The organism is Streptomyces sp. NPDC005195, from assembly GCF_040608315.1.
Classification (GTDB): Bacteria; Actinomycetota; Actinomycetes; order Streptomycetales; family Streptomycetaceae; genus Streptomyces; species Streptomyces kaempferi.
In genome coordinates this window covers 70,663-88,118 of sequence record NZ_JBEXHZ010000013.1, presented here as the reverse complement: position 1 = coordinate 88,118, position 17,456 = coordinate 70,663, and the positions used below count along the sequence as shown (strand labels likewise).

General features: G+C 72.3%; 18 protein-coding genes. 11 read left to right on the top strand and 7 right to left on the bottom strand.

The window, feature by feature from the left end; all coding sequences use genetic code 11:
- Positions 1 to 79 precede the first annotated feature (79 nt).
- Positions 80 to 877, top strand: a complete 798-nt coding sequence (locus ABZV34_RS16950; protein ID WP_356276408.1) for a site-2 protease family protein — start codon at positions 80 to 82, stop codon at positions 875 to 877.
- Here ABZV34_RS16950 and ABZV34_RS16945 read toward each other — a convergent pair.
- The 3 genes from ABZV34_RS16945 to ABZV34_RS16935 all read right to left on the bottom strand — a co-directional run bounded on the left by ABZV34_RS16945 (position 870) and on the right by ABZV34_RS16935 (position 3,054).
- Positions 870 to 1,064, bottom strand: a complete 195-nt coding sequence (locus ABZV34_RS16945; RefSeq protein WP_356276609.1) for a hypothetical protein — start codon at positions 1,062 to 1,064, stop codon at positions 870 to 872. The two genes, ABZV34_RS16950 and ABZV34_RS16945, sit on opposite strands and share 8 nt — an antisense overlap.
- A gap of 153 nt (positions 1,065 to 1,217) precedes the next feature.
- Complete coding sequence (gene npdG / locus ABZV34_RS16940) at positions 1,218 to 1,922, bottom strand: NADPH-dependent F420 reductase (protein ID WP_356276406.1); 705 nt, start codon at positions 1,920 to 1,922, stop codon at positions 1,218 to 1,220.
- A 46-nt stretch (positions 1,923 to 1,968) separates the two neighbouring features.
- A complete protein-coding gene (locus ABZV34_RS16935) occupies positions 1,969 to 3,054 on the bottom strand; it encodes a sialidase family protein (protein WP_356276403.1) in 1,086 nt (361 codons plus the stop codon).
- 79 nt (positions 3,055 to 3,133) lie between these two features.
- On the opposite strand from ABZV34_RS16935, the gene ABZV34_RS16930 reads away from it, so the two are divergent.
- Positions 3,134 to 3,736, top strand: a complete 603-nt coding sequence (locus tag ABZV34_RS16930) for a hypothetical protein (RefSeq protein ID WP_356276400.1) — start codon at positions 3,134 to 3,136, stop codon at positions 3,734 to 3,736.
- A gap of 182 nt (positions 3,737 to 3,918) precedes the next feature.
- On the opposite strand, the gene ABZV34_RS16925 is transcribed toward ABZV34_RS16930, so the two are convergent.
- Complete coding sequence (locus tag ABZV34_RS16925) at positions 3,919 to 4,149, bottom strand: hypothetical protein (RefSeq protein ID WP_356276399.1); 231 nt, start codon at positions 4,147 to 4,149, stop codon at positions 3,919 to 3,921.
- Positions 4,150 to 4,208: 59 nt separating this feature from the next.
- On the opposite strand from ABZV34_RS16925, the gene map reads away from it, so the two are divergent.
- On the top strand, positions 4,209 to 5,066 hold the full coding sequence (map, locus tag ABZV34_RS16920) for a type I methionyl aminopeptidase (protein WP_356276396.1): 858 nt from the start codon (positions 4,209 to 4,211) through the stop codon (positions 5,064 to 5,066).
- 267 nt (positions 5,067 to 5,333) lie between these two features.
- Positions 5,334 to 5,981 (top strand): biliverdin-producing heme oxygenase, encoded by a 648-nt coding sequence (locus ABZV34_RS16915; RefSeq protein ID WP_356276393.1) that lies wholly within the window; start codon positions 5,334 to 5,336, stop codon positions 5,979 to 5,981.
- 76 nt (positions 5,982 to 6,057) lie between these two features.
- Here ABZV34_RS16915 and ABZV34_RS16910 read toward each other — a convergent pair whose 3' ends face one another.
- The 3 genes from ABZV34_RS16910 to ABZV34_RS16900 form a co-directional block, all read right to left on the bottom strand.
- Positions 6,058 to 6,702, bottom strand: coding sequence for a PhzF family phenazine biosynthesis protein (locus tag ABZV34_RS16910; protein WP_356276390.1), 645 nt, complete (start codon positions 6,700 to 6,702; stop codon positions 6,058 to 6,060).
- 167 nt (positions 6,703 to 6,869) lie between these two features.
- A complete protein-coding gene (locus tag ABZV34_RS16905) occupies positions 6,870 to 8,372 on the bottom strand; it encodes an HtaA domain-containing protein (protein WP_356276387.1) in 1,503 nt (500 codons plus the stop codon).
- A 62-nt stretch (positions 8,373 to 8,434) separates the two neighbouring features.
- Positions 8,435 to 9,871: an HtaA domain-containing protein gene (locus ABZV34_RS16900; protein WP_356276384.1), complete on the bottom strand. Its 1,437-nt coding sequence runs from the start codon at positions 9,869 to 9,871 to the stop codon at positions 8,435 to 8,437.
- A gap of 115 nt (positions 9,872 to 9,986) precedes the next feature.
- On the opposite strand from ABZV34_RS16900, the gene ABZV34_RS16895 reads away from it, so the two are divergent.
- From ABZV34_RS16895 to ABZV34_RS16865, 7 genes are all read left to right on the top strand, one after another.
- Complete coding sequence (locus tag ABZV34_RS16895; RefSeq protein ID WP_356276382.1) at positions 9,987 to 11,006, top strand: ABC transporter substrate-binding protein; 1,020 nt, start codon at positions 9,987 to 9,989, stop codon at positions 11,004 to 11,006.
- Positions 11,007 to 11,074: 68 nt separating this feature from the next.
- Positions 11,075 to 12,082 (top strand): iron ABC transporter permease, encoded by a 1,008-nt coding sequence (locus tag ABZV34_RS16890; protein WP_356276606.1) that lies wholly within the window; start codon positions 11,075 to 11,077, stop codon positions 12,080 to 12,082.
- Positions 12,079 to 12,903: a heme ABC transporter ATP-binding protein gene (locus ABZV34_RS16885; protein WP_356276379.1), complete on the top strand. Its 825-nt coding sequence runs from the start codon at positions 12,079 to 12,081 to the stop codon at positions 12,901 to 12,903. The genes ABZV34_RS16890 and ABZV34_RS16885 overlap by 4 nt, the downstream gene beginning before the upstream one ends.
- A gap of 189 nt (positions 12,904 to 13,092) precedes the next feature.
- A complete protein-coding gene (gene efeO / locus ABZV34_RS16880) occupies positions 13,093 to 14,241 on the top strand; it encodes an iron uptake system protein EfeO (RefSeq protein ID WP_356276376.1) in 1,149 nt (382 codons plus the stop codon).
- Between the two features lie 10 nt (positions 14,242 to 14,251).
- The gene (gene efeB / locus ABZV34_RS16875; protein ID WP_356276374.1) at positions 14,252 to 15,517 is read left to right on the top strand and encodes an iron uptake transporter deferrochelatase/peroxidase subunit; all 1,266 of its coding nucleotides are present in this window, start codon (positions 14,252 to 14,254) and stop codon (positions 15,515 to 15,517) included.
- A 3-nt stretch (positions 15,518 to 15,520) separates the two neighbouring features.
- Positions 15,521 to 16,396, top strand: a complete 876-nt coding sequence (efeU, locus tag ABZV34_RS16870; RefSeq protein ID WP_356276371.1) for an iron uptake transporter permease EfeU — start codon at positions 15,521 to 15,523, stop codon at positions 16,394 to 16,396.
- Entirely contained in the window at positions 16,353 to 17,405 is a 1,053-nt protein-coding gene (locus ABZV34_RS16865) for a hypothetical protein (protein WP_356276368.1), read from the top strand. Before efeU ends, ABZV34_RS16865 begins: the two co-directional genes overlap by 44 nt.
- The last annotated feature ends 51 nt before the right edge of the window (positions 17,406 to 17,456 follow it).

Below are 17,456 nucleotides of genomic sequence, written 5' to 3'. Positions count from 1 at the left end.
ACCGATCGCGAGACGTTTTCCGTCCGAGCCCGGTACGGTCGGGCAGGCCCAGCACACGCGTACCAGTTCAGGGAGTCCCATGACCACCGCCGCGTCCCGCCGCAGCGACCGGAGGATCAGCCCCGTCTTCGTCGGGATCCTCGCCGTGACGGCGGTGACGGGCTGGGCCACCTGGACCGGCTTCGCCGAGCAGCCAGGTGTGGCCGTGTTCCTGTTCGTGACGGCCGCGTGGGTCGTCTCGCTCTGCCTGCACGAGTACGCGCACGCGCGCACCGCGCTGCACAGCGGTGACATCTCGATCGGCGAGAAGGGCTATCTGACGCTCAACCCGCTGAAGTACACGCACGCGCTGCTGAGCATCGTGCTGCCGGTGATCTTCGTGATCATGGGCGGGATCGGTCTGCCGGGCGGCGCGGTCTTCATCGAGCGGGGCCGCATCCAGGGCCGCTGGAAGCACAGCCTGATCTCGGCGGCGGGCCCGCTGACCAACGTGCTGTTCGCGGCGGTCTGCACGGCGCCGTTCTGGCTGCACGCGCTGGACGGGGTGCCGCGGGACTTCCGGTTCGCGCTGGCGTTTCTCGCGCTGCTCCAGGTGACGGCCGCGATCCTGAACTTCCTGCCGGTGCCCGGTCTGGACGGCTACGGCGTCATCGAGCCCTGGTTGTCGTACAACGTCAAGCGCCAGGTGGAGCCGTTCGCGCCGTTCGGCCTGCTCGCCGTGTTCGCGGTGCTGTGGATCCCGTCGGTGAACACGGTGTTCTTCGACGTGATCCACTCGATCCTGAACAGCCTGGGCATCGACGAGGTCCAGACTTACTGCGGCCAGGAGTTCTACCGCTTCTGGCAGGGCACCAACGAGTTCTGCGCGGTCAGCTGACGGACTTGCCGCGCCGCGCGTAGTACCAGGTCATGTTGGACGACAGACCCGCCAGCAGCACCCACACGATCCCCAGCCAGCTGCCCTGGACGAAGGAGACCACGGCCGCGGCGACGGAGAGGACGCAGACCGCGAGGGCGTAGAACGCGAGTCGCCGGGTCGGGTCGGAGGAGGGCGAGGCGGACATGGGGGACGGCTCCTGACAGACGGACGGATCGCTGGTGCTGCGGCGTCCAGTGTCCCTCATGTCCGTGTCCCTCATGTCCTCCGTGCCCCCTGCCCGCCCCGGGCCCGTGCGGCCGCTGTACGTCTACGCGTCCGTCACCTGTACGTCCGTCACTTATACGTCCGTCACCCGCAGGCCCGCGTGAGCCTTGTAGCGCCGGTTCACCGAGATCAGGTTCGCGACCAGCGACTCGACCTGGTGGGCGTTGCGCAGCCGGCCCGCGAAGACCCCGCGCATGCCGGGGATGCGCCCGGCGAGCGCCTGTACGAGCTCGACGTCCGCGCGCTCCTCGCCGAGGACCATCACGTCGGTGTCGATCTCCTCGATCTCCGGGTCCTGGAGGAGCACCGCGGAGAGGTGGTGGAAGGCGGCCGTGACCCGCGAGTCCGGCAGCAGGGCCGCGGCCTGCTCGGCGGCGCTGCCCTCCTCCGGCTTCAGCGCGTACGCGCCCTTCTTGTCGAAGCCGAGCGGGTTGACGCAGTCGACGACGAGCTTGCCCGCCAGTTCCTCGCGCAGGGCCTCCAGGGTCTTGCCGTGCCCGTCCCACGGCACGGCGACGATCACGAGGTCGCTGCGCCGGGCGCACTCGGCGTTGTCGGCGCCCTCGACACCGTGCCCCAGTTCCCCGGCGGCGGCCTGCGCCCGCTCCTCGGCACGCGAACCGATGATCACCTTCTGGCCCGCCCTGGCGAGGCGGTACGCCAGGCCCTTGCCCTGGGGACCGGTGCCGCCGAGCACGCCCACGACGAGCCCGGACACGTCGGGCAGGTCCCAAGGGTCCTTGGCGGGGGCCTTCTGTGCGCTGTCAGTAGAGGTCATGGGGCGACCTTACGTGCGCGGATCCCGCCCCGGGGGCCGCGGGGGCTCAGGTGAGGGCGGTCACCGGAACGCGCCGGAAGGTGATCGTCTCGTACGGGCCGAAGTCGCCGGTCTCGTAGAGGAGTCCCACGGTCTCCGGGTCGACGCGGACCAGATCGCAGTACGCGGCGGGCAGTCCGTCGACCGTGTGCACGGGCCGCCAGGTGGTGCCGCCGTCGGTGGAGGCGCGGACCGTCATCAGGGCGCGGGCGGCGGGGTCGGCGGGGCCCGCGTACAGGAGCAGGTCGGGATCGCGGAGCTGGAGGACGCTGCCCTGGACCACCGGGGTGACGAGCCCCGACTGCGGACGGAAGGGTTTCAGCAGGGTCCGTCCGCCGTCCGCGGAGTGCGCGTCGGCGCGGCAGCCCGGCGACGGGGAGTCGTTGCGGGTGTTGAAGTAGACGCGTCCGTCGAGGAGTTCGGCGGCCGTGGTCTCGTTCGCGTTGACGTATCCGTCGGTGTTCTCGTCGAGGTAGCCGAGGTACCAGTTCGCGCCGCGGTCGTCGCTGAGGAGGCAGTGACCGCTGTTGTATCTGGCCTCCGTGCCGTTGTCGGTGCCGGCGGGCGGCAGGGTGTGGTTGCCGGGCACGACCACGCGGCCGGTGGTGAGCTGGATCGCGTGCCCCGGCGTGGTCGCGTACCACCGCCATCCCGCTCTCTTCACCTGCGAGGTGATCTCCCGCGGCGCGGACCAGGTGAGGCCGTCGTCGTCGCTGTACTGCACCCACACGCGACGGCCGTCGGCGGCGCTCACCCTGCCGCGCAGGATGGCGTCCTCGGTGGCGGTGGCCGCGGCACGGACATGCACGAGCAGGACGCGGCCGGTGTCGAGGACGACGGGGGCGGGGTTGCCCGCGAGGTCGCCCCCGTTCTCGGCCACGGTCTGCAGCGCGCTCCAGGTGCGGCCGCCGTCCGTGGACCGTTTCAGGACGATGGCGATACGGCCGTGGTCCTGGGCGGAGTCGGTCCTGCCCTCGCAGAAGGCGAGCAGGGTGCCCGCGCGGGTGACGACGAGGGCGGGGATCCGGAAACTCGCCCGGCCCTCGCCTCCCGCGCGGAAGGGGACGCTGGTCTCCGTGTTCGGTTCGGTCATGCGCGGGCTCTGCCCCACTTGGGCGAATTCATGGTGAACTCCACCTGACGAGTCGTCGGTTGCGGCAGGATGCGTGTGCATGGATGCCGTACGGGTCGCGTTGCTGCGCGAGGTCCTGGCCGGGACGGAGTGGCCGGGTGACACCCGGCGCTTCGCGGGGGCCCTGCGGGGGTCCGTGGTGTCGCACGGGGGCGGGCTGCTGCTCGTGGGCACGGCGGAGTACGAGCCGTGGCACCTGGCGGCGCACCTGGTGGACGAGGCCGCCTGGTCGGGCACGCCGGAGCTGTCTCCGACGCTGGTGCGGCACGGGGCGCGGGCCTCGGACCCGGCCCACCTCGCCGTGGGCCTCGGCCGTATCGAGGCCGCGCGGCGCGGGGAGACCCTGCTCGTGGTGGCGCCGTCCGTTCCCGGGGCGCCGCTCCTGGAGCGGGTCCACGACGCCCGGCGGGCCGGGGCGACCGTGCTCGCGCTCGACGCGGGCGACCGTGAGCTGGGGGCGATGGCGCACGAGGCCCTGACCGTGCCGCCCGAGCACGAGCTCGACCTGGACACCGTCCAGCACCTCGTCAGCGCGGCGGCCGGGGAGAACACCCTGCCCTCGCAGCGGGGGCGCCGCCGTCTGCGCGACCGGCTCTCCCGGCTCGCGGACCAGCTGACGGCCCCGCCCGCGGCACGGTGGTAGCCGCCGCCCTGCCGCGTGGGCGCCGATCCGGGGCCGTCACCCCCGGCGGACGGCCCCCGCGGCCCGGGACCGTCCGGGCCGCCGCCTCCCGCCCGGGTGGTCACCGGCCCCGTGCGCTCGGGCAACGCCCCGACGGTCGCCCCGCCGGAGGGGCCGCGCCCGGCGAGGGGGCCGGGCCGGGGTCAGTCGTCGTCCGGATTCGGGGCCTGGGCGTCGTGCCACTTGGGGTCCGTCTCCCACTCCAGGTTGCGTTCCTGGGCGGTCTCCATGGCGTGTTCGGCCTCCGCACGGGTGGTGTAGGGCCCGAAACGGTCCTTGGCGGGGCAGTCCGGCCCCTCCTCGACCTTCTGGTGGACGAGGCAGTAGTACCACTCGCCGGGTTTCCCGACGGTCCGCTTCTTGAAGAGGGCCATGACCTGCTCCTTTCGCCACGGACATAGTGCCCCCATGCCCGCTGGTTAGACTCGCTGGCATGTCTGGCCAGTCGCTGCTCGTACCAGGAGAGCTCTCTCCCACCCGTCCCGTCCCGGGAAACATCAGGCGTCCCGAGTATGTGGGCAAGCCCGCCCCGACGCCGTACACCGGTCCGGAGGTGCAGAACGCCGAGACGATCGAGGCGATGCGGATCGCCGGCCGGATCGCCGCGCAGGCGATGGCCGAGGCCGCGAAGCTGATCGCGCCCGGCGTCACCACGGACGAGCTGGACCGCGTCGCGCACGCGTACATGTGCGATCACGGCGCCTACCCCTCCACCCTCGGCTACCGCGGTTTCCCCAAGTCGCTGTGCACCTCCCTGAACGAGGTCATCTGCCACGGCATCCCCGACTCCACGGTGCTGCGGGACGGCGACATCATCAACCTCGACGTGACGGCGTACATCGGCGGGGTGCACGGCGACAACAACGCGACGTACCTGGTCGGTGACGTGGACGAGGAGTCGAGGCTGCTGGTCGAGCGGACCCGGGAGTCCCTCGACCGTGCGATCAAGGCGGTCAGGCCCGGCCGGCAGATCAACATCATCGGCCGCGTCATCGAGTCGTACGCCAAGCGCTTCGGGTACGGGGTCGTGCGGGACTTCACGGGGCACGGGATCAACTCCTCGTTCCACTCCGGACTGATCGTTCCGCACTACGACAGCCCGCACGCCACGACCGTCATCCAGCCCGGGATGACCTTCACGATCGAACCGATGCTCACGCTCGGCACCCACGAGTACGACCTGTGGGACGACGGCTGGACGGTCGTGACGAAGGACCGCAGGCGGACGGCCCAGTTCGAGCACACCCTGGTGGTGACCGAGACCGGCGCGGAGATCCTGACGCTGCCGTAGCCCCGCCCGCCCCGCCGTCTCCCCTGTCGGATCTCCTCCGTCGAAGCCCGCAAGCCCGCCCTGTCCCGCCGGACAGGGCGGGCTTTCGTGTGTGCCGTCAGGGGCCCCACGAGCCCTCACCTGTGGGTTCGGCGCGGATCCGGTGTACGGTTTTACCGACAGCATGTCGGAAACTTTACCGACAGGGAGTCGACAACCCCGTTGACTTAGGTAAGGCTAACCATACAAAATCCGAGTGGCTCTCGTTCCTTCGGCCCCGGAGGTCCCATGGACCCTTTCTCGACGCTCATCCGCACCGCCTCGCACGAGCAGCACACGGAGGCGGAGACCTCGACGTTCATGAGTGACCTCCTCGGCGGCAAGCTCGGCGTCGACGCGTACGCGCGCTACACCGAGCAGCTGTGGTTCGTGTACGAGGCCCTGGAGGAGGACGCCGGGACCCTGGCCGCCGACCCGGTCGCCGGGCCCTTCATCCAGCCCGGCCTGCTGCGCCGCGCCGCGCTGGAGCGGGACCTGGCGCATCTGCGGGGCGCCGGCTGGCGCTCGACGCTCACCGCGCTTCCGGCCACGGAGGCGTACGCGGAGCGGGTCGCGGAATGCGCCCGCGCGTGGCCGGGCGGCTACATCGCCCACCACTACACCCGTTACCTCGGCGACCTCTCCGGCGGCCAGATCATCCGCGACAGGGCCGAGCGCGCCTGGGGCTTCGCCCGGAAGGGCGACGGAGTCCGCTTCTACGTCTTCGAGGACATCGCCAACCCGGCCGCGTTCAAGCGCGGTTACCGCGAACTCCTGGACGCGGTCCCCGCGGACGACCTGGAGCGGCAGCGCATCATCGCGGAGTGCAAGCGGGCGTTCGCGCTGAACACGGCGGTGTTCGGGGCGCTGGGCGAGGAGTTCCGGCTGAGCGCCTGACCGCGCGTACGGGCCCGCCCACCAGGTCACCGGGCGGGTCCGCCGTGCGGTCACCCGGGTCGCCGGGCCGGTCGGGTCACTGTTCCAGGAACACCCGGCCGCCGACCTCCACCCATCCCTCCGGCTGCGGAGCCGTGAGGATCTGGGAACCCCTGCCCTGGACGATGTTGAGCGCGCGGCCGAGCCGGGCCGTCAGCAGGAGGGCCGCCGCCCCGGTCGCCTCGTCCTCCTCGATGCCGTCGTCGCGGCCGGGGAAGGCGCGGGCGCGCACCCGTCCCGCCGATTCGTCCTCCCAGGCCCAGGCGTAGATCCACTCGCCCCGTGGCGGGGCGGGCAGAGCGTCCACCTCGGCCGCCGACGCGTACCGGCGCAGGGTGCGGGGCGGCGCCCACTCGGGCCGCGCCTCGATCCAGCTGAACTCGCCGTCGAGCCGGACCCCGACCACTCCGGCCGGTGTGACCAGTTCGGGCACGTCGAGCAGCCATCCCACCCCGACGCACGGATGTCCGGCGAAGGGCAGCCGCAGGGTCGGGGTGTAGATGTCGACGACCCCGCGCTCGGGGTCGTCGACGAAGACGGTCTCGCTGAAACCGAGTTTGGCCGCGAGGGCCTGACGGTCGTCGGGGTCCGGCAGCACCGAGCCCTCACGCACGACACCGAGTTCGTTGCCGTATCCACCGTCGGGTCCGCAGAACACCCGCAGCACGTCGTAATCAGTCACGCGGGCATTGAAACATCACAGGAACGACGATCGCCCGCGGGCCGGACCCGGCGGGCGGTCACGGCAGCCGCGCGGCCGGCGTCGGTCTCGGCGTCGGCGTCGGCGTCGGCTGCGCACTCCTACCCCGGACCCGGATCCTGCCCCTGCCCGAGACCCTGCCGCGGGCGTCAGCCCAGAGCGCGGCGCCTGCGCACCGCGACGACGACTCCCGTGCCCGCCGCGGCCGTCACCGCGGCCGCCGCGCCGAGCGCGCCGAGAGGCGCGTCGGAGCCGGTGGAGGCCAGCGCCCCGCCGACGCCGCCGGTCGTGGAGCCGGTCGTGCCCGCGCCGCCGGTGGTGCCCGACCCGCCCGCGGAACCCGAGCCGCCCGAGCCTGCCGAGCCGCCCGTGCCCGACCCGCCGTTCCCGCCCGGCAGTTGGGCGTCCTCGCTCACGGCGACCGACAGGTCCACCGGGTCCAGTTCGGTGCCGACCGGGTAGAACCCGCCGAACGCCTCCGCCCCCGCCTTGGTCAGGGTGGCCGTGACCTCGTCGAGCGTGATCACGTCGTCCTTCGCGGCCGGCACGCCGGACGCGGCCTCGAGGTCCGCGAGGACCACGTCGTCGGACTTCTCCCCGAGGCTGTCGACGTCGGCGGTCAGTTCGCCCGTGCCGCCGTCCAGCCTCGCCGTGAGGTCGCTGAGGGTGAGGTCGAGACCGTAGGTGCCGCCGCTCTCGTGGCCCTTGAAGTTCACCGCGCCCTCGAAACCGGCGGTCAGGGTCCCCGCGTCGGTGTCGTAGGTGCCGGTGGCGTCCGGGAAGGTGAAGACGCCGTTGCCACCGGCCTGGGTCGCGCCACCGGACGCGGTGATCGTGCCCTGGGCGGCGCCGTCCACGACGTAGGTGCGGAAGGACTGCTTCACACCCCAGCCGAGCGTGCCGTCGGTGATCTCGCCCTTCGTGGCGGCGCTCTCCGAGGGCGAGGCGGACGGTTGCTGCGAGGCGGACGCCGAAGCCGAGGCGGAGGGGGAGGCGGGGCCGGAGGGGGACGCGGAGGCGGTCGGCGACGGGGACGACGGTGAACTCGGCGACGGCGACGCCGGGTCCGAGGCGGACGGGCTCGGCGACGGCGACTGCGTGGTCTTCTGCACCACGCCCAGCGGATCGCCCTCCGCGCCGGCGTAGCCCGGGCTGCCGAGGACGGTCGCCGCCTCCTGCGTCAGCGTGGTCGTCATGGACGCCATGTCACGGGTGACGGTGACGTCCGCGAGGGGCACGTCGTTCTGCGTCGTGCCGTTGCTCGTCACGTCGGCGGTGATCTCCGCCGCTCCGCTGTCGAACCTGACGTCGCTCAGGGTGAGTTCGAAGCCGTGTCGCGCGGACGCGATCTTCAGGCTGCCGGCGAAGCCCAGTTTCACGGCGTGGCTGTCGGAGTCGTACGTACCGGTGCCGCCGGTGAAGGTGAACGCGCCGTTGCCGTCCGCCTGTGTCGCGCCGTCCGCGGGCGTGAAGCTGCCCGCGGCCGCTCCGGTCACGTAGCTGCGGTACGACTGCTTGATGCCCCAGGTCACCTCGTATCCCTTGAGGGGGACTTCGGCGGCCGACGCGGTGGTCACGGCGACGGCGGTGGCCCCGAGGGCGACCGCGACTGCGGCGGCGAGGGCGAGGGGGCGGCGGCGATTGGCGGCCATGGTGGTGGGTCTCCTCTGGCGGTGTGTGCGGCTCCGCCCGCGGGCGGAGGGTTCGTGGGAGTTCAGTCCTCGTCGGTGGCGTTCCGCGCGGCCGGCGCCTGTCGCGTACGGCGCCTGCGGACGAGCGCGAGGGTGAGGCCGATCGCGAGCAGCAGGCCCGCGGCGAGACCGAGGGGCAGTGCGGGCGCGGAGTCCGCGTGGCCGGCCGCCGTGCTCCCGGCGCGCGGGGCGGCGGTGCTCCGCTTCTCGGTCCCGGGTGTGGGCGGGTCGGAGCTGCCCAGGTCGGGCAGGGCGGGCAGCCGGGCGTCGTCGGTGACGGCGACGGAGAGGGTCACGGGGTCCATGGGGGTGCCCGCCCGGTACATGCCGCCGAAGGCCTTGGCGCCCGGTGCGCTCAACTCGGCGGGGGCTTCGGTCAGTTCGACGAGTCCGTTCTTCGGCGCGAGGTCCTTCGCCGCGAAGGTGACGAGGGGGACCCTCCTGCCGGAGTAGCCGGTGCTCGTGACATCGGCGTAGAGCGTGCCCCGCCCGTCCTCGACGGTGGCCCGCAGGCCGCTGAGCCGGAGGTCGAGCCCGTGGTCGCCGGTGAAGCGGACGGCTCCGGCGAAGGTGGCGCGCAGCGAGTGTTCCTTCCTGGCGTACGTTCCCTCGCCGGCCGGGAAGCGGAAGAGCGCGCCGCCGTCCTGGGCGCCGCCGGTGAGGGTCCACTTCCCCTCGGCGATGTCCCCGGTGACGTACTCGCGGAAGGTGCGGCGCACGCCCCAGTCGACGGCGCCGTCCGCGATCGCGTCCGACGTGCCCTTCGCCGTCTTCCGGGGCGCCGGGGGTTTCGTCGCCCTCGGGGTGGCGGCCGGGGTGGCGCCGACGGCCGCCCGTACGTCCGCCGACAGGCTGACCGGGTCGAGTGCCGTGCCCGCGGTGTAGTACCCGGCGAAGGACCGGGCGCCCTGTGAGGTCAGCGTGGCGGGCAGGTCGTCGAGCCGGACGGCGGTGCCGCCGCCCTTCATGTCGATGCCGGCGAGCGAGAGGGAGGCGAAGGGCACCTGTGAGGACGTCGTGACCGTCCCGGTGCCCTTCGCCCTGCTGGTGATGTCGGCGTAGAGCGTGCCGCTCGTGCCGGAGATGCCGACGGTGGGGCGGCTGAGGGTGAGATCGAGCTCGTAGGTCCCGTCGGCCTCGCGGTGTCCGACGAAGCGGACGCCGCCGGAGAAGGCGGCGCGGAAGGCGCCCGTGCCGCCGTCGTAGGTGCCCGTCGCCGAGTGGAAGCGGAACCGGCCGTCACCGATGGTCGCGGCGCCGCCCGTCAGTGCGTAACTCCCCTTGGCGATGGGCCCGGTGACATAGCTCTGGAACGAGGCCCTGATGCCCCAGTCGAGCCGGCCGCCCCGCACGCTGCGGCTCGCGGCCTGCGCCGCCGTGGCGGGCAGCAGCGCCCCGAGCAGGGCTCCCAGCAGGGTCACGCAGACCGCTGCGACGAGGGCCCTCAGGCGCACCGGCATGGATGTGTCCTCCGGAATCGGTGGCCGTGGGATGACGACCAGTAGCTAAGGAAGGTAAGGCTAACCTAAGCTATGCGCAACGGGGGTCGGAAGAGAAGCGAGAGGATCCAGTGGAATGACCAGGACGGCGCAGGGCCTGCGCACACGACTCGCGGGCGCGCTGCTGTCCGCGCTCGCCCTCACCCTGGCGGCGACCGGATGCGGCCCCGGCACCGCCGACCATGCCGCGGCCGTGGCCAAGGGGGCTCCCGCCGCCAACCGGGTGGAGCCCCTCACGGGTGTACCCGCGCCCCGACTGCCCGTCACCGTCCGCTCCGCCGACGGGAAGCGGGTGACGGTCCGCGCCGCCGACCGGATCGTCCCGCTCTCCGGCAGCCTCAGCGAGATCGTCTTCACACTCGGTCTCGGCGACCGGGTCGCCGCCCGTGACATCACCGCCACCTTCGCCCAGGCGAAGCGGCTCCCGGTGGTCACCCGGGGCCACGACGTCTCCGCCGAGAGCGTGCTCTCCCTCAGGCCGGACCTCGTGCTGGCCGAGACGACGACCGGACCCGCCGAGGCCGTGGCACAGATCCGCGACGCGGGCGTCCCCGTCCTCGTCGTCGACCCGGCCAAGGGCCTCGGCGACGTGGGCCCGCGGATCGAGGCGGTGGCCGGCGCGCTCGGCGTACCGGCCGCGGGCGAGCGGCTGACCGCGCGCTCGGAGCAGCGGATCGGGGCCGTGCGCCGGGCGGTTGGGTCGCACACGGACAGGCCCCGGGTCGCGTTCCTCTACCTGCGCGGCTCCGCCTCCGTCTATCTCATCGGCGGCGAGGACTCCGGTGCCACCTCGCTGCTGGAGGCCGCGGGGGCGGTCGACGCCGGAGCCGACTCGGGGCTGCGCAAGGACTTCACCGCCCTCACCACCGAGGCACTGGCGAAGGCCGCACCCGACGCGATCCTGGTCATGACCAAGGGACTGGAGTCGGTCGGCGGCATCGACGGACTCGTGAAGATCCCCGGGGTCGCGCAGACCCCGGCCGGGATGGCACGCCGGGTCGTCTCGGTCGAGGACGGGGTGCTCCTCAACTACGGGCCGCGCACCGACCAGGTGCTGAAGTCCGTGGTCGCGCAGTTGTACGGGGACACCAGGTGACCGTCGCGGAGCGGGCGGAGGCGGTCGGCACGCCCGTTCGCACGAAGCCCCGCGCCGCCGCCACGCTCCTGACCGCCGGGCTGCTGCTCACCCTGCTCGTCCTGGTGCCGGTCGCCGCCGGGCTCGGCGCCTATCCGATCCCCACCGGCGACGTCCTGTCCTCCGTCGCCCACCGGACCGGCCTCGGCGGCGCCGCGCTCGACCGGGTCCCCGAGTCGGTCCTGTGGAACGTCCGCTTCCCGCGGATCGTGCTCGCGCTGCTCATCGGCGCCTCGCTGGGCTGCGCGGGCGCCCTGATGCAGGGCGTGTTCGGCAATCCGCTGGCCGAGCCCGGGGTCATCGGTGTCTCCTCGGGGGCGGCCGTCGGCGCGGTCGCCTCGATCGCGCTCGGTCTGTCCTTCCTCGGCACCTGGACCGTTCCGGCCGTCGCCTTCGTCACCGGTCTCGCCACCGCGCTCCTCGTCTACGCGATGTCGCGCTCGGGCGGCCGGACGGAGGTCGTCACACTGATCCTCACCGGCATCGCCGTGAACGCGTTCACGGGTGCGCTGATCGGCCTCTTCCTCTTCTTCGCGGACTCCGCGGCCGTCAGCCAGATCACCTTCTGGCAACTCGGCTCGCTCGCCCAGGCCACCTGGCCGAAGGTGCTGGCCGTCCTGCCGTGCGCGGTGGCCGGACTGGCCGTCGCACCGCTGTACGCGCGCCGGCTGGACCTGCTGGCGCTGGGTGAACGTCCGGCCCGGCACCTGGGAGTGGACGTGGAGCGGCTGCGGATCGTCCTGGTGCTGGTGATCGCGCTGCTCACCGCCGCGGCCGTCAGCGTCTCGGGGATCGTCGCCTTCGTCGGGCTCGTCGTGCCGCATCTGCTGCGGATGGCGGCGGGGCCGGGGCACCGGTTCCTGATCCCGGGCAGCGCCCTGGGCGGCGCGGTGGTGCTGCTGGGCGCCGACCTCGCGGCCCGGACGATCGCCCGGCCCGCCGAGCTTCCGCTCGGTGTGCTCACCGCCCTGCTCGGCAGTCCGTTCTTCTTCTGGCTGTTGCGCAGGACCCGCCGCGGACAAGGAGGATGGGCATGAGGTTCCCGCGTACGACGCGCCCCGCGCCCCCCGCCCCGGCCGCCGCCGGGGACGTGCTCGCCGAGGCCGAGGGGCTCCATGTCCGCCTGGGCGCCCGGGAGGTGCTGCGCGGGGTGCACGTCACGGCTCGCGCGGGCGAGGTCCTCGCGCTGGTCGGCCCCAACGGGGCGGGAAAGTCGACGCTGCTCGCCGCCCTCGCCGCCGACCTGCGCCCCAGTGCGGGCGTCGTACGGGTCCACGGACGTCCGGCGGCGGACTGGACGGCACCCGAACTCGCCCTGCGCCGGGCCGTGCTCCCCCAGTCCGCGTCGCTCTCCTTCCCGTTCACGGTCGAGGAGGTCGTCCGGATGGGTCGCGCGCCCTGGGCGGGCGGCGGCGGGGTGGACGACGACGCGGCCGTCGCCGGTGCCCTGGCGGCCACCGAGGTCGCGGAGTTCGCCGCCCGGCCCTTCTCCGCGCTCAGCGGCGGTGAGCGGGCCCGGGTGGCGTTCGCCCGGGTGCTCGCCCAGCACGCTCCGCTGCTGCTGCTCGACGAGCCGACCGCCGCCCTCGACCTCAGACACCAGGAGTTGGTGCTGCGGGTCTGCCGGGAAAGGGCGCGCGCCGGGGACGCGGTGGTCGTGGTCCTGCACGATCTCGGACTCGCCGCCGCGTACGCGCACCGGGTGACCGTACTGAGCGCCGGCCGGGTCGCGGCCGGCGGTCCGCCGGCCGCGGTGTTCACCGGCGAGTTGCTGAGTGAGGTCTACCGCCAGCCGGTCGAAGTGCTCGCGCACCCGCGGACCGGCGCCGTCCTGGTGACCCCCCGCCGCGACCCTTGACCGTCCCTTGACCCCTCTGTGGCGTCTGCTTTGAGCCATCGTGATCAGGCCGTGCCAGTGCGGCAAACGTGAGAGCTGAATCACTGGACGAGCGGGTATCACTGAGGTAAGCCTCAGGTAAGTTAGGCCAGCCTCACCAAATGGCGCGGTCCCTTCCGCGCGATCGTCCCTCGTTCTCCTGGAGCCTGAATGCGAGCCGTCCGACTCTCAGTTGTCACCGCCGCCGCCACCGCGGCCGCTCTGGCCGCCGTCACGGGCTGCACCGAGAAGAGCGAAGCCGGGAACGGCGACGCGATCCAGGTGACCGCCGCCGACTCGAAGTGCACCACGTCGACCAAGTCGGTCCCGGCGGGCCAGGTCACGCTGAAGATAGAGAACAAGGGCTCGCAGGCCACCGAGGTCGAGATCCTCTTCCCGGACGACCGGATCGTCTCCGAGAAGGAGAACATCGGCCCGGGCACCAAGTACACGCTGACCGCCGAGGTCAAGGCCGGTTCGTACCAGATCGCCTGCCGCCCCGGCATGAAGGGCCTCGGCGTCCGCCAGAATCTCGCGGTCACCGGCGGCAAGGTCGCCAAGCGCGACCCGCGCCTGGACAAGGCCGTCGCCGCCTACCGCGAGTACGCGCAGGAGCAGGCCGACGCGACGATCCCGAAGGTGCAGACGTTCGCCGACGCCGTCAAGGCCGGTGACATCGAGGCCGCCGAGAACGCCTTCGCCGCCTCGCGTGTGGGCTGGGAGAGCACCGAGCCGATCGCCGAGTCCTTCGGCGACATCGACCCCAAGACCGACACCCGCGCCGACGGCCTGGAGAAGGACCAGAAGTGGACCGGCTGGCACGCGCTGGAGAAGTCCCTCTGGGAGGACAAGAAGATCGGCGCCGAGCAGAAGACGCTCGCCGACCAGCTGGTCACCGACCTGAAGGACTGGCAGAAGCGGGTCGGCAAGGCCGAGATCACCCCGACCTCCATGGCCAACGGCGCCAAGGAACTGCTCGACGAGGTCGCCACCGGCAAGGTCACCGGCGAGGAGGACCGCTACTCGCACACCGACCTCAGTGACTTCAAGGGCAACGTCGACGGTGCGCAGAAGTCGTACGAGCTGCTCAAGCCGGTCGCGCAGGAGAACGACAAGGCGCTGACCACCGAGCTCGACAAGCAGTTCACGGCGCTGAACACGGTGCTCGACAAGTACCGCTCGAACGACCCGAAGGACAAGGCGCAGAACGGCTTCGTGTCGTACGACAAGGTCACCAAGGACCAGCGCAAGGAGCTCTCGGACGCGGTCAACGCGCTCGCCGAGCCCCTCTCCAAGCTCGCCGCGGCCGTGGTCAAGTAGCGAGGCGATCATGACGACCGACAGGACCGAATCCACCGACGGGCTCACACCGTCACGGCGTTCGCTGATCGGCTGGGGCGGTGCCGGGCTCGCGCTCGGTGCCGCCGCGGCCGGTGGCGCGGTGGCGATGACCCGTACCGGGAACGACGTGGACCCGGCGGGCGCCGACACCGGCGCCGCGGTCGCCTTCCACGGCACGCACCAGGCGGGCATCGCCACGCCGGTGCAGGACCGGCTGCACTTCGCCGCGTTCGACGTGAAGACCGACGACCGCGCCGAGTTCGTCCAGATGCTGAAGGAGTGGACGGCCGCCGCCCGCCGTATGACCGGCGGCCACCCGGTCGGCGAGGGCGCCTACGGCGGCCTGGCCGAGGCTCCGCCGGACGACACCGGGGAGGCACTGGGCCTCAAGCCGTCCCGGCTCACACTGACCATCGGCTTCGGGCCGTCGCTCTTCGAGAGGTTCGGCCTGGCGGAGCAGCGCCCGCAGGCACTCGTCGACCTGCCGAGGTTCCCGGGCGACAACCTGGAGGCGGCGCGCAGCAACGGCGACCTGTGCATCCAGGCGTGCGCGGACGACCCGCAGGTCGCGGTGCACGCCATCCGCAACCTGGCCCGGATCGGTTTCGGCAAGGTCGCCATCCGCTGGTCGCAGCTCGGCTTCGGCAAGACCTCGTCGACGACGCCGGACGCGCAGACCCCCCGCAACCTGATGGGCTTCAAGGACGGCACCCGCAACATCGCGGGCACCGAGCCGGAGCGGCTGAAGAAGTTCGTGTGGGTGGACGAGGGCGACGGTCCCGCCTGGATGACCGGTGGCTCGTACCTCGTGGCGCGCCGTATCCGGATGAACATCGAGACCTGGGACCGCACTTCGCTGCAGGAGCAGGAGGACGTCTTCGGCCGGGACAAGGGCGAGGGCGCGCCAGCCGGCAAGGCCAAGGAGCGCGACAAGCCGTTCCTGAAGGCGATGAAGCCGGACGCGCACGTCCGGCTCGCGCACCCCGAGTCGAACGACGGAATCACCCTGCTGCGCCGCGGCTACTCCTTCACGGACGGCACCGACGGTCTGGGCCGGCTGGAGGCGGGACTGTTCTTCCTCGCGTACCAGCGGGACGTACGCAAGGGGTTCATCCCCGTGCAGCGCAGCCTCTCGCGCTCCGACGCCCTCAACGAGTACATCCAGCACGTGAGTTCGGCGGTCTTCGCCGCCCCGCCCGGCGTCCGCGACAAGGACGACTGGTGGGGACGGACGCTGTTCGCCAAGGAGGCGTAGCCCGTGTTCGGCAACTATCTGATCGGCCTGCGCGAGGGACTGGAAGCCAGCCTCGTCGTCTGCATCCTCATCGCCTACCTGGTGAAGACGGACCGCAGGGACGCCCTGCGGCCCATCTGGACCGGCATCGCCGTCGCGGTCCTGCTGGCGCTCGGCTTCGGCTGCGCGCTCGAGTTCGGCTCCCAGGAGATGACGTTCGAGGCGCAGGAGGCGCTCGGCGGTTCGCTGTCGATCGTCGCGGTGGGCCTGGTGACCTGGATGGTCTTCTGGATGCGGCGCACCGCCCGGCATCTGAGGTCCGAACTGCACGGCAAGCTGGACGCCGCGCTGGCGATGGGTACCGGCGCGCTGGTCGCCACCGCGTTCCTGGCGGTCGGCCGGGAGGGCCTGGAGACCGCGCTGTTCGTGTGGGCGTCGGTGCACGCGGCGAGCGACGGCACCCCGCGCCCGCTGATCGGTGTCGCGCTGGGCCTTGCGACCGCGGTGCTCCTCGGCTGGCTGTTCTACCGGGGCGCCCTGCGGATCAACCTCGCGAAGTTCTTCACCTGGACCGGCGGCATGCTGGTCGTGGTCGCCGCGGGTGTGATCGCGTACGGCGTGCACGACCTCCAGGAAGCCGACTGGATCCCCGGGCTGCGGAACCTGGCCTTCGACATCAGCGGCACGATCCCGCCGGACAGCTGGTACGGCACCCTCCTCAAGGGCGTCTTCAACTTCCAGCCCGATCCGACCGTCCTTCAGATCACGGTGTGGGCGCTCTACTTGGTGCCGACCCTCGCGATCTTCCTCGCCCCGGTAGGGTTCGCCTCCGGGAAGGGGAAGGTGAAGGTACCTGATGAGCAGGGATCGCACGGGTCACAGCCCTCGAAGACTACTTAGCCTCGCACGGGCGGCTCTTCGCCGTCACGGACAGCACGGTCACCACCGTCTCGCCCTGGCGACGGGCGCGGTGACCATACTGTCCGTGACGGCGAGCGGCTGCGTGGTGGTGCACGGGGAGCGGGAGGTCGTCCCGGCGGCCACGCGGGGCGAGGCCGCCCGCGCCCTGGAGGGCTTCACCACCGCGTACAACGAGGCGGACAAGGCCAACGACCGTTCCCTGGACGCGGACCGCGTCACGGGCGCCCTCGGGGCCATCGACGGCGCGAAGCTGAGGGCCGGCCGGCGGAACAACCCGGGCGGCAACCCGGGGTACTCGCCGCTGGAGCTGAGCGACGCGAAGTTCGCCATACCCGCCAAGGCGGGCTGGCCGCGCTGGTTCGTGGCGGACACCGCGGCCAACAAGGGCCTGGCGGGCAGCCGTTGGCTTCTCGTCTTCACACGCGGCAGCGCGAACGACGTGTGGCAGGCCTCGTACCTGACCGTGCTGGCCGGCACCGACGTGCCGAAGTTCCAGCAGGACAAGGACGGTTGGGCGCAGCCGGTCAGGGCGGACGACGCGGCCCTCGCCGTGGGGCCGGGGAAGCTGAGCCAGTCCTACGCGACGTATCTGAGGAGCGGCGGCGAGACCTTCGCCCCCGGCATCCACACCTCGCAGTGGCGGGCGCTGCGCGGCAGCAACGCCAGCAAGCCCGGTCTCGCCCGGCAGTACATCGACGAGCCGCTGACGTCGCACGACTACGCCCCGGTCGGGCTGCGCACCTCGGACGGCGGGGCGCTGGTCTTCTTCGTCACGCAGCGCTACGAGAAGCTGACCGCCGCGCAGGGCACCGAACTCCCCGCGCCGAACGCGGACGTCAAGGCGCTGACGACCGGTGACGTCAAGCAGTCCCTCACCCTGGGGTTCGTCTCCAACCAGGCGGCCCTGGACCCGGCGAAGGGTGCTCAGGACCAGCGGGTGACGGTGCTGGGCCGGGTCGAGGGGCTGACGGCGGCGAAGGGCGGCTGACGACTCGGCCCGCGACACCCGCCGGGGCCGCCCCGGCGGGTTCGGTCGCGG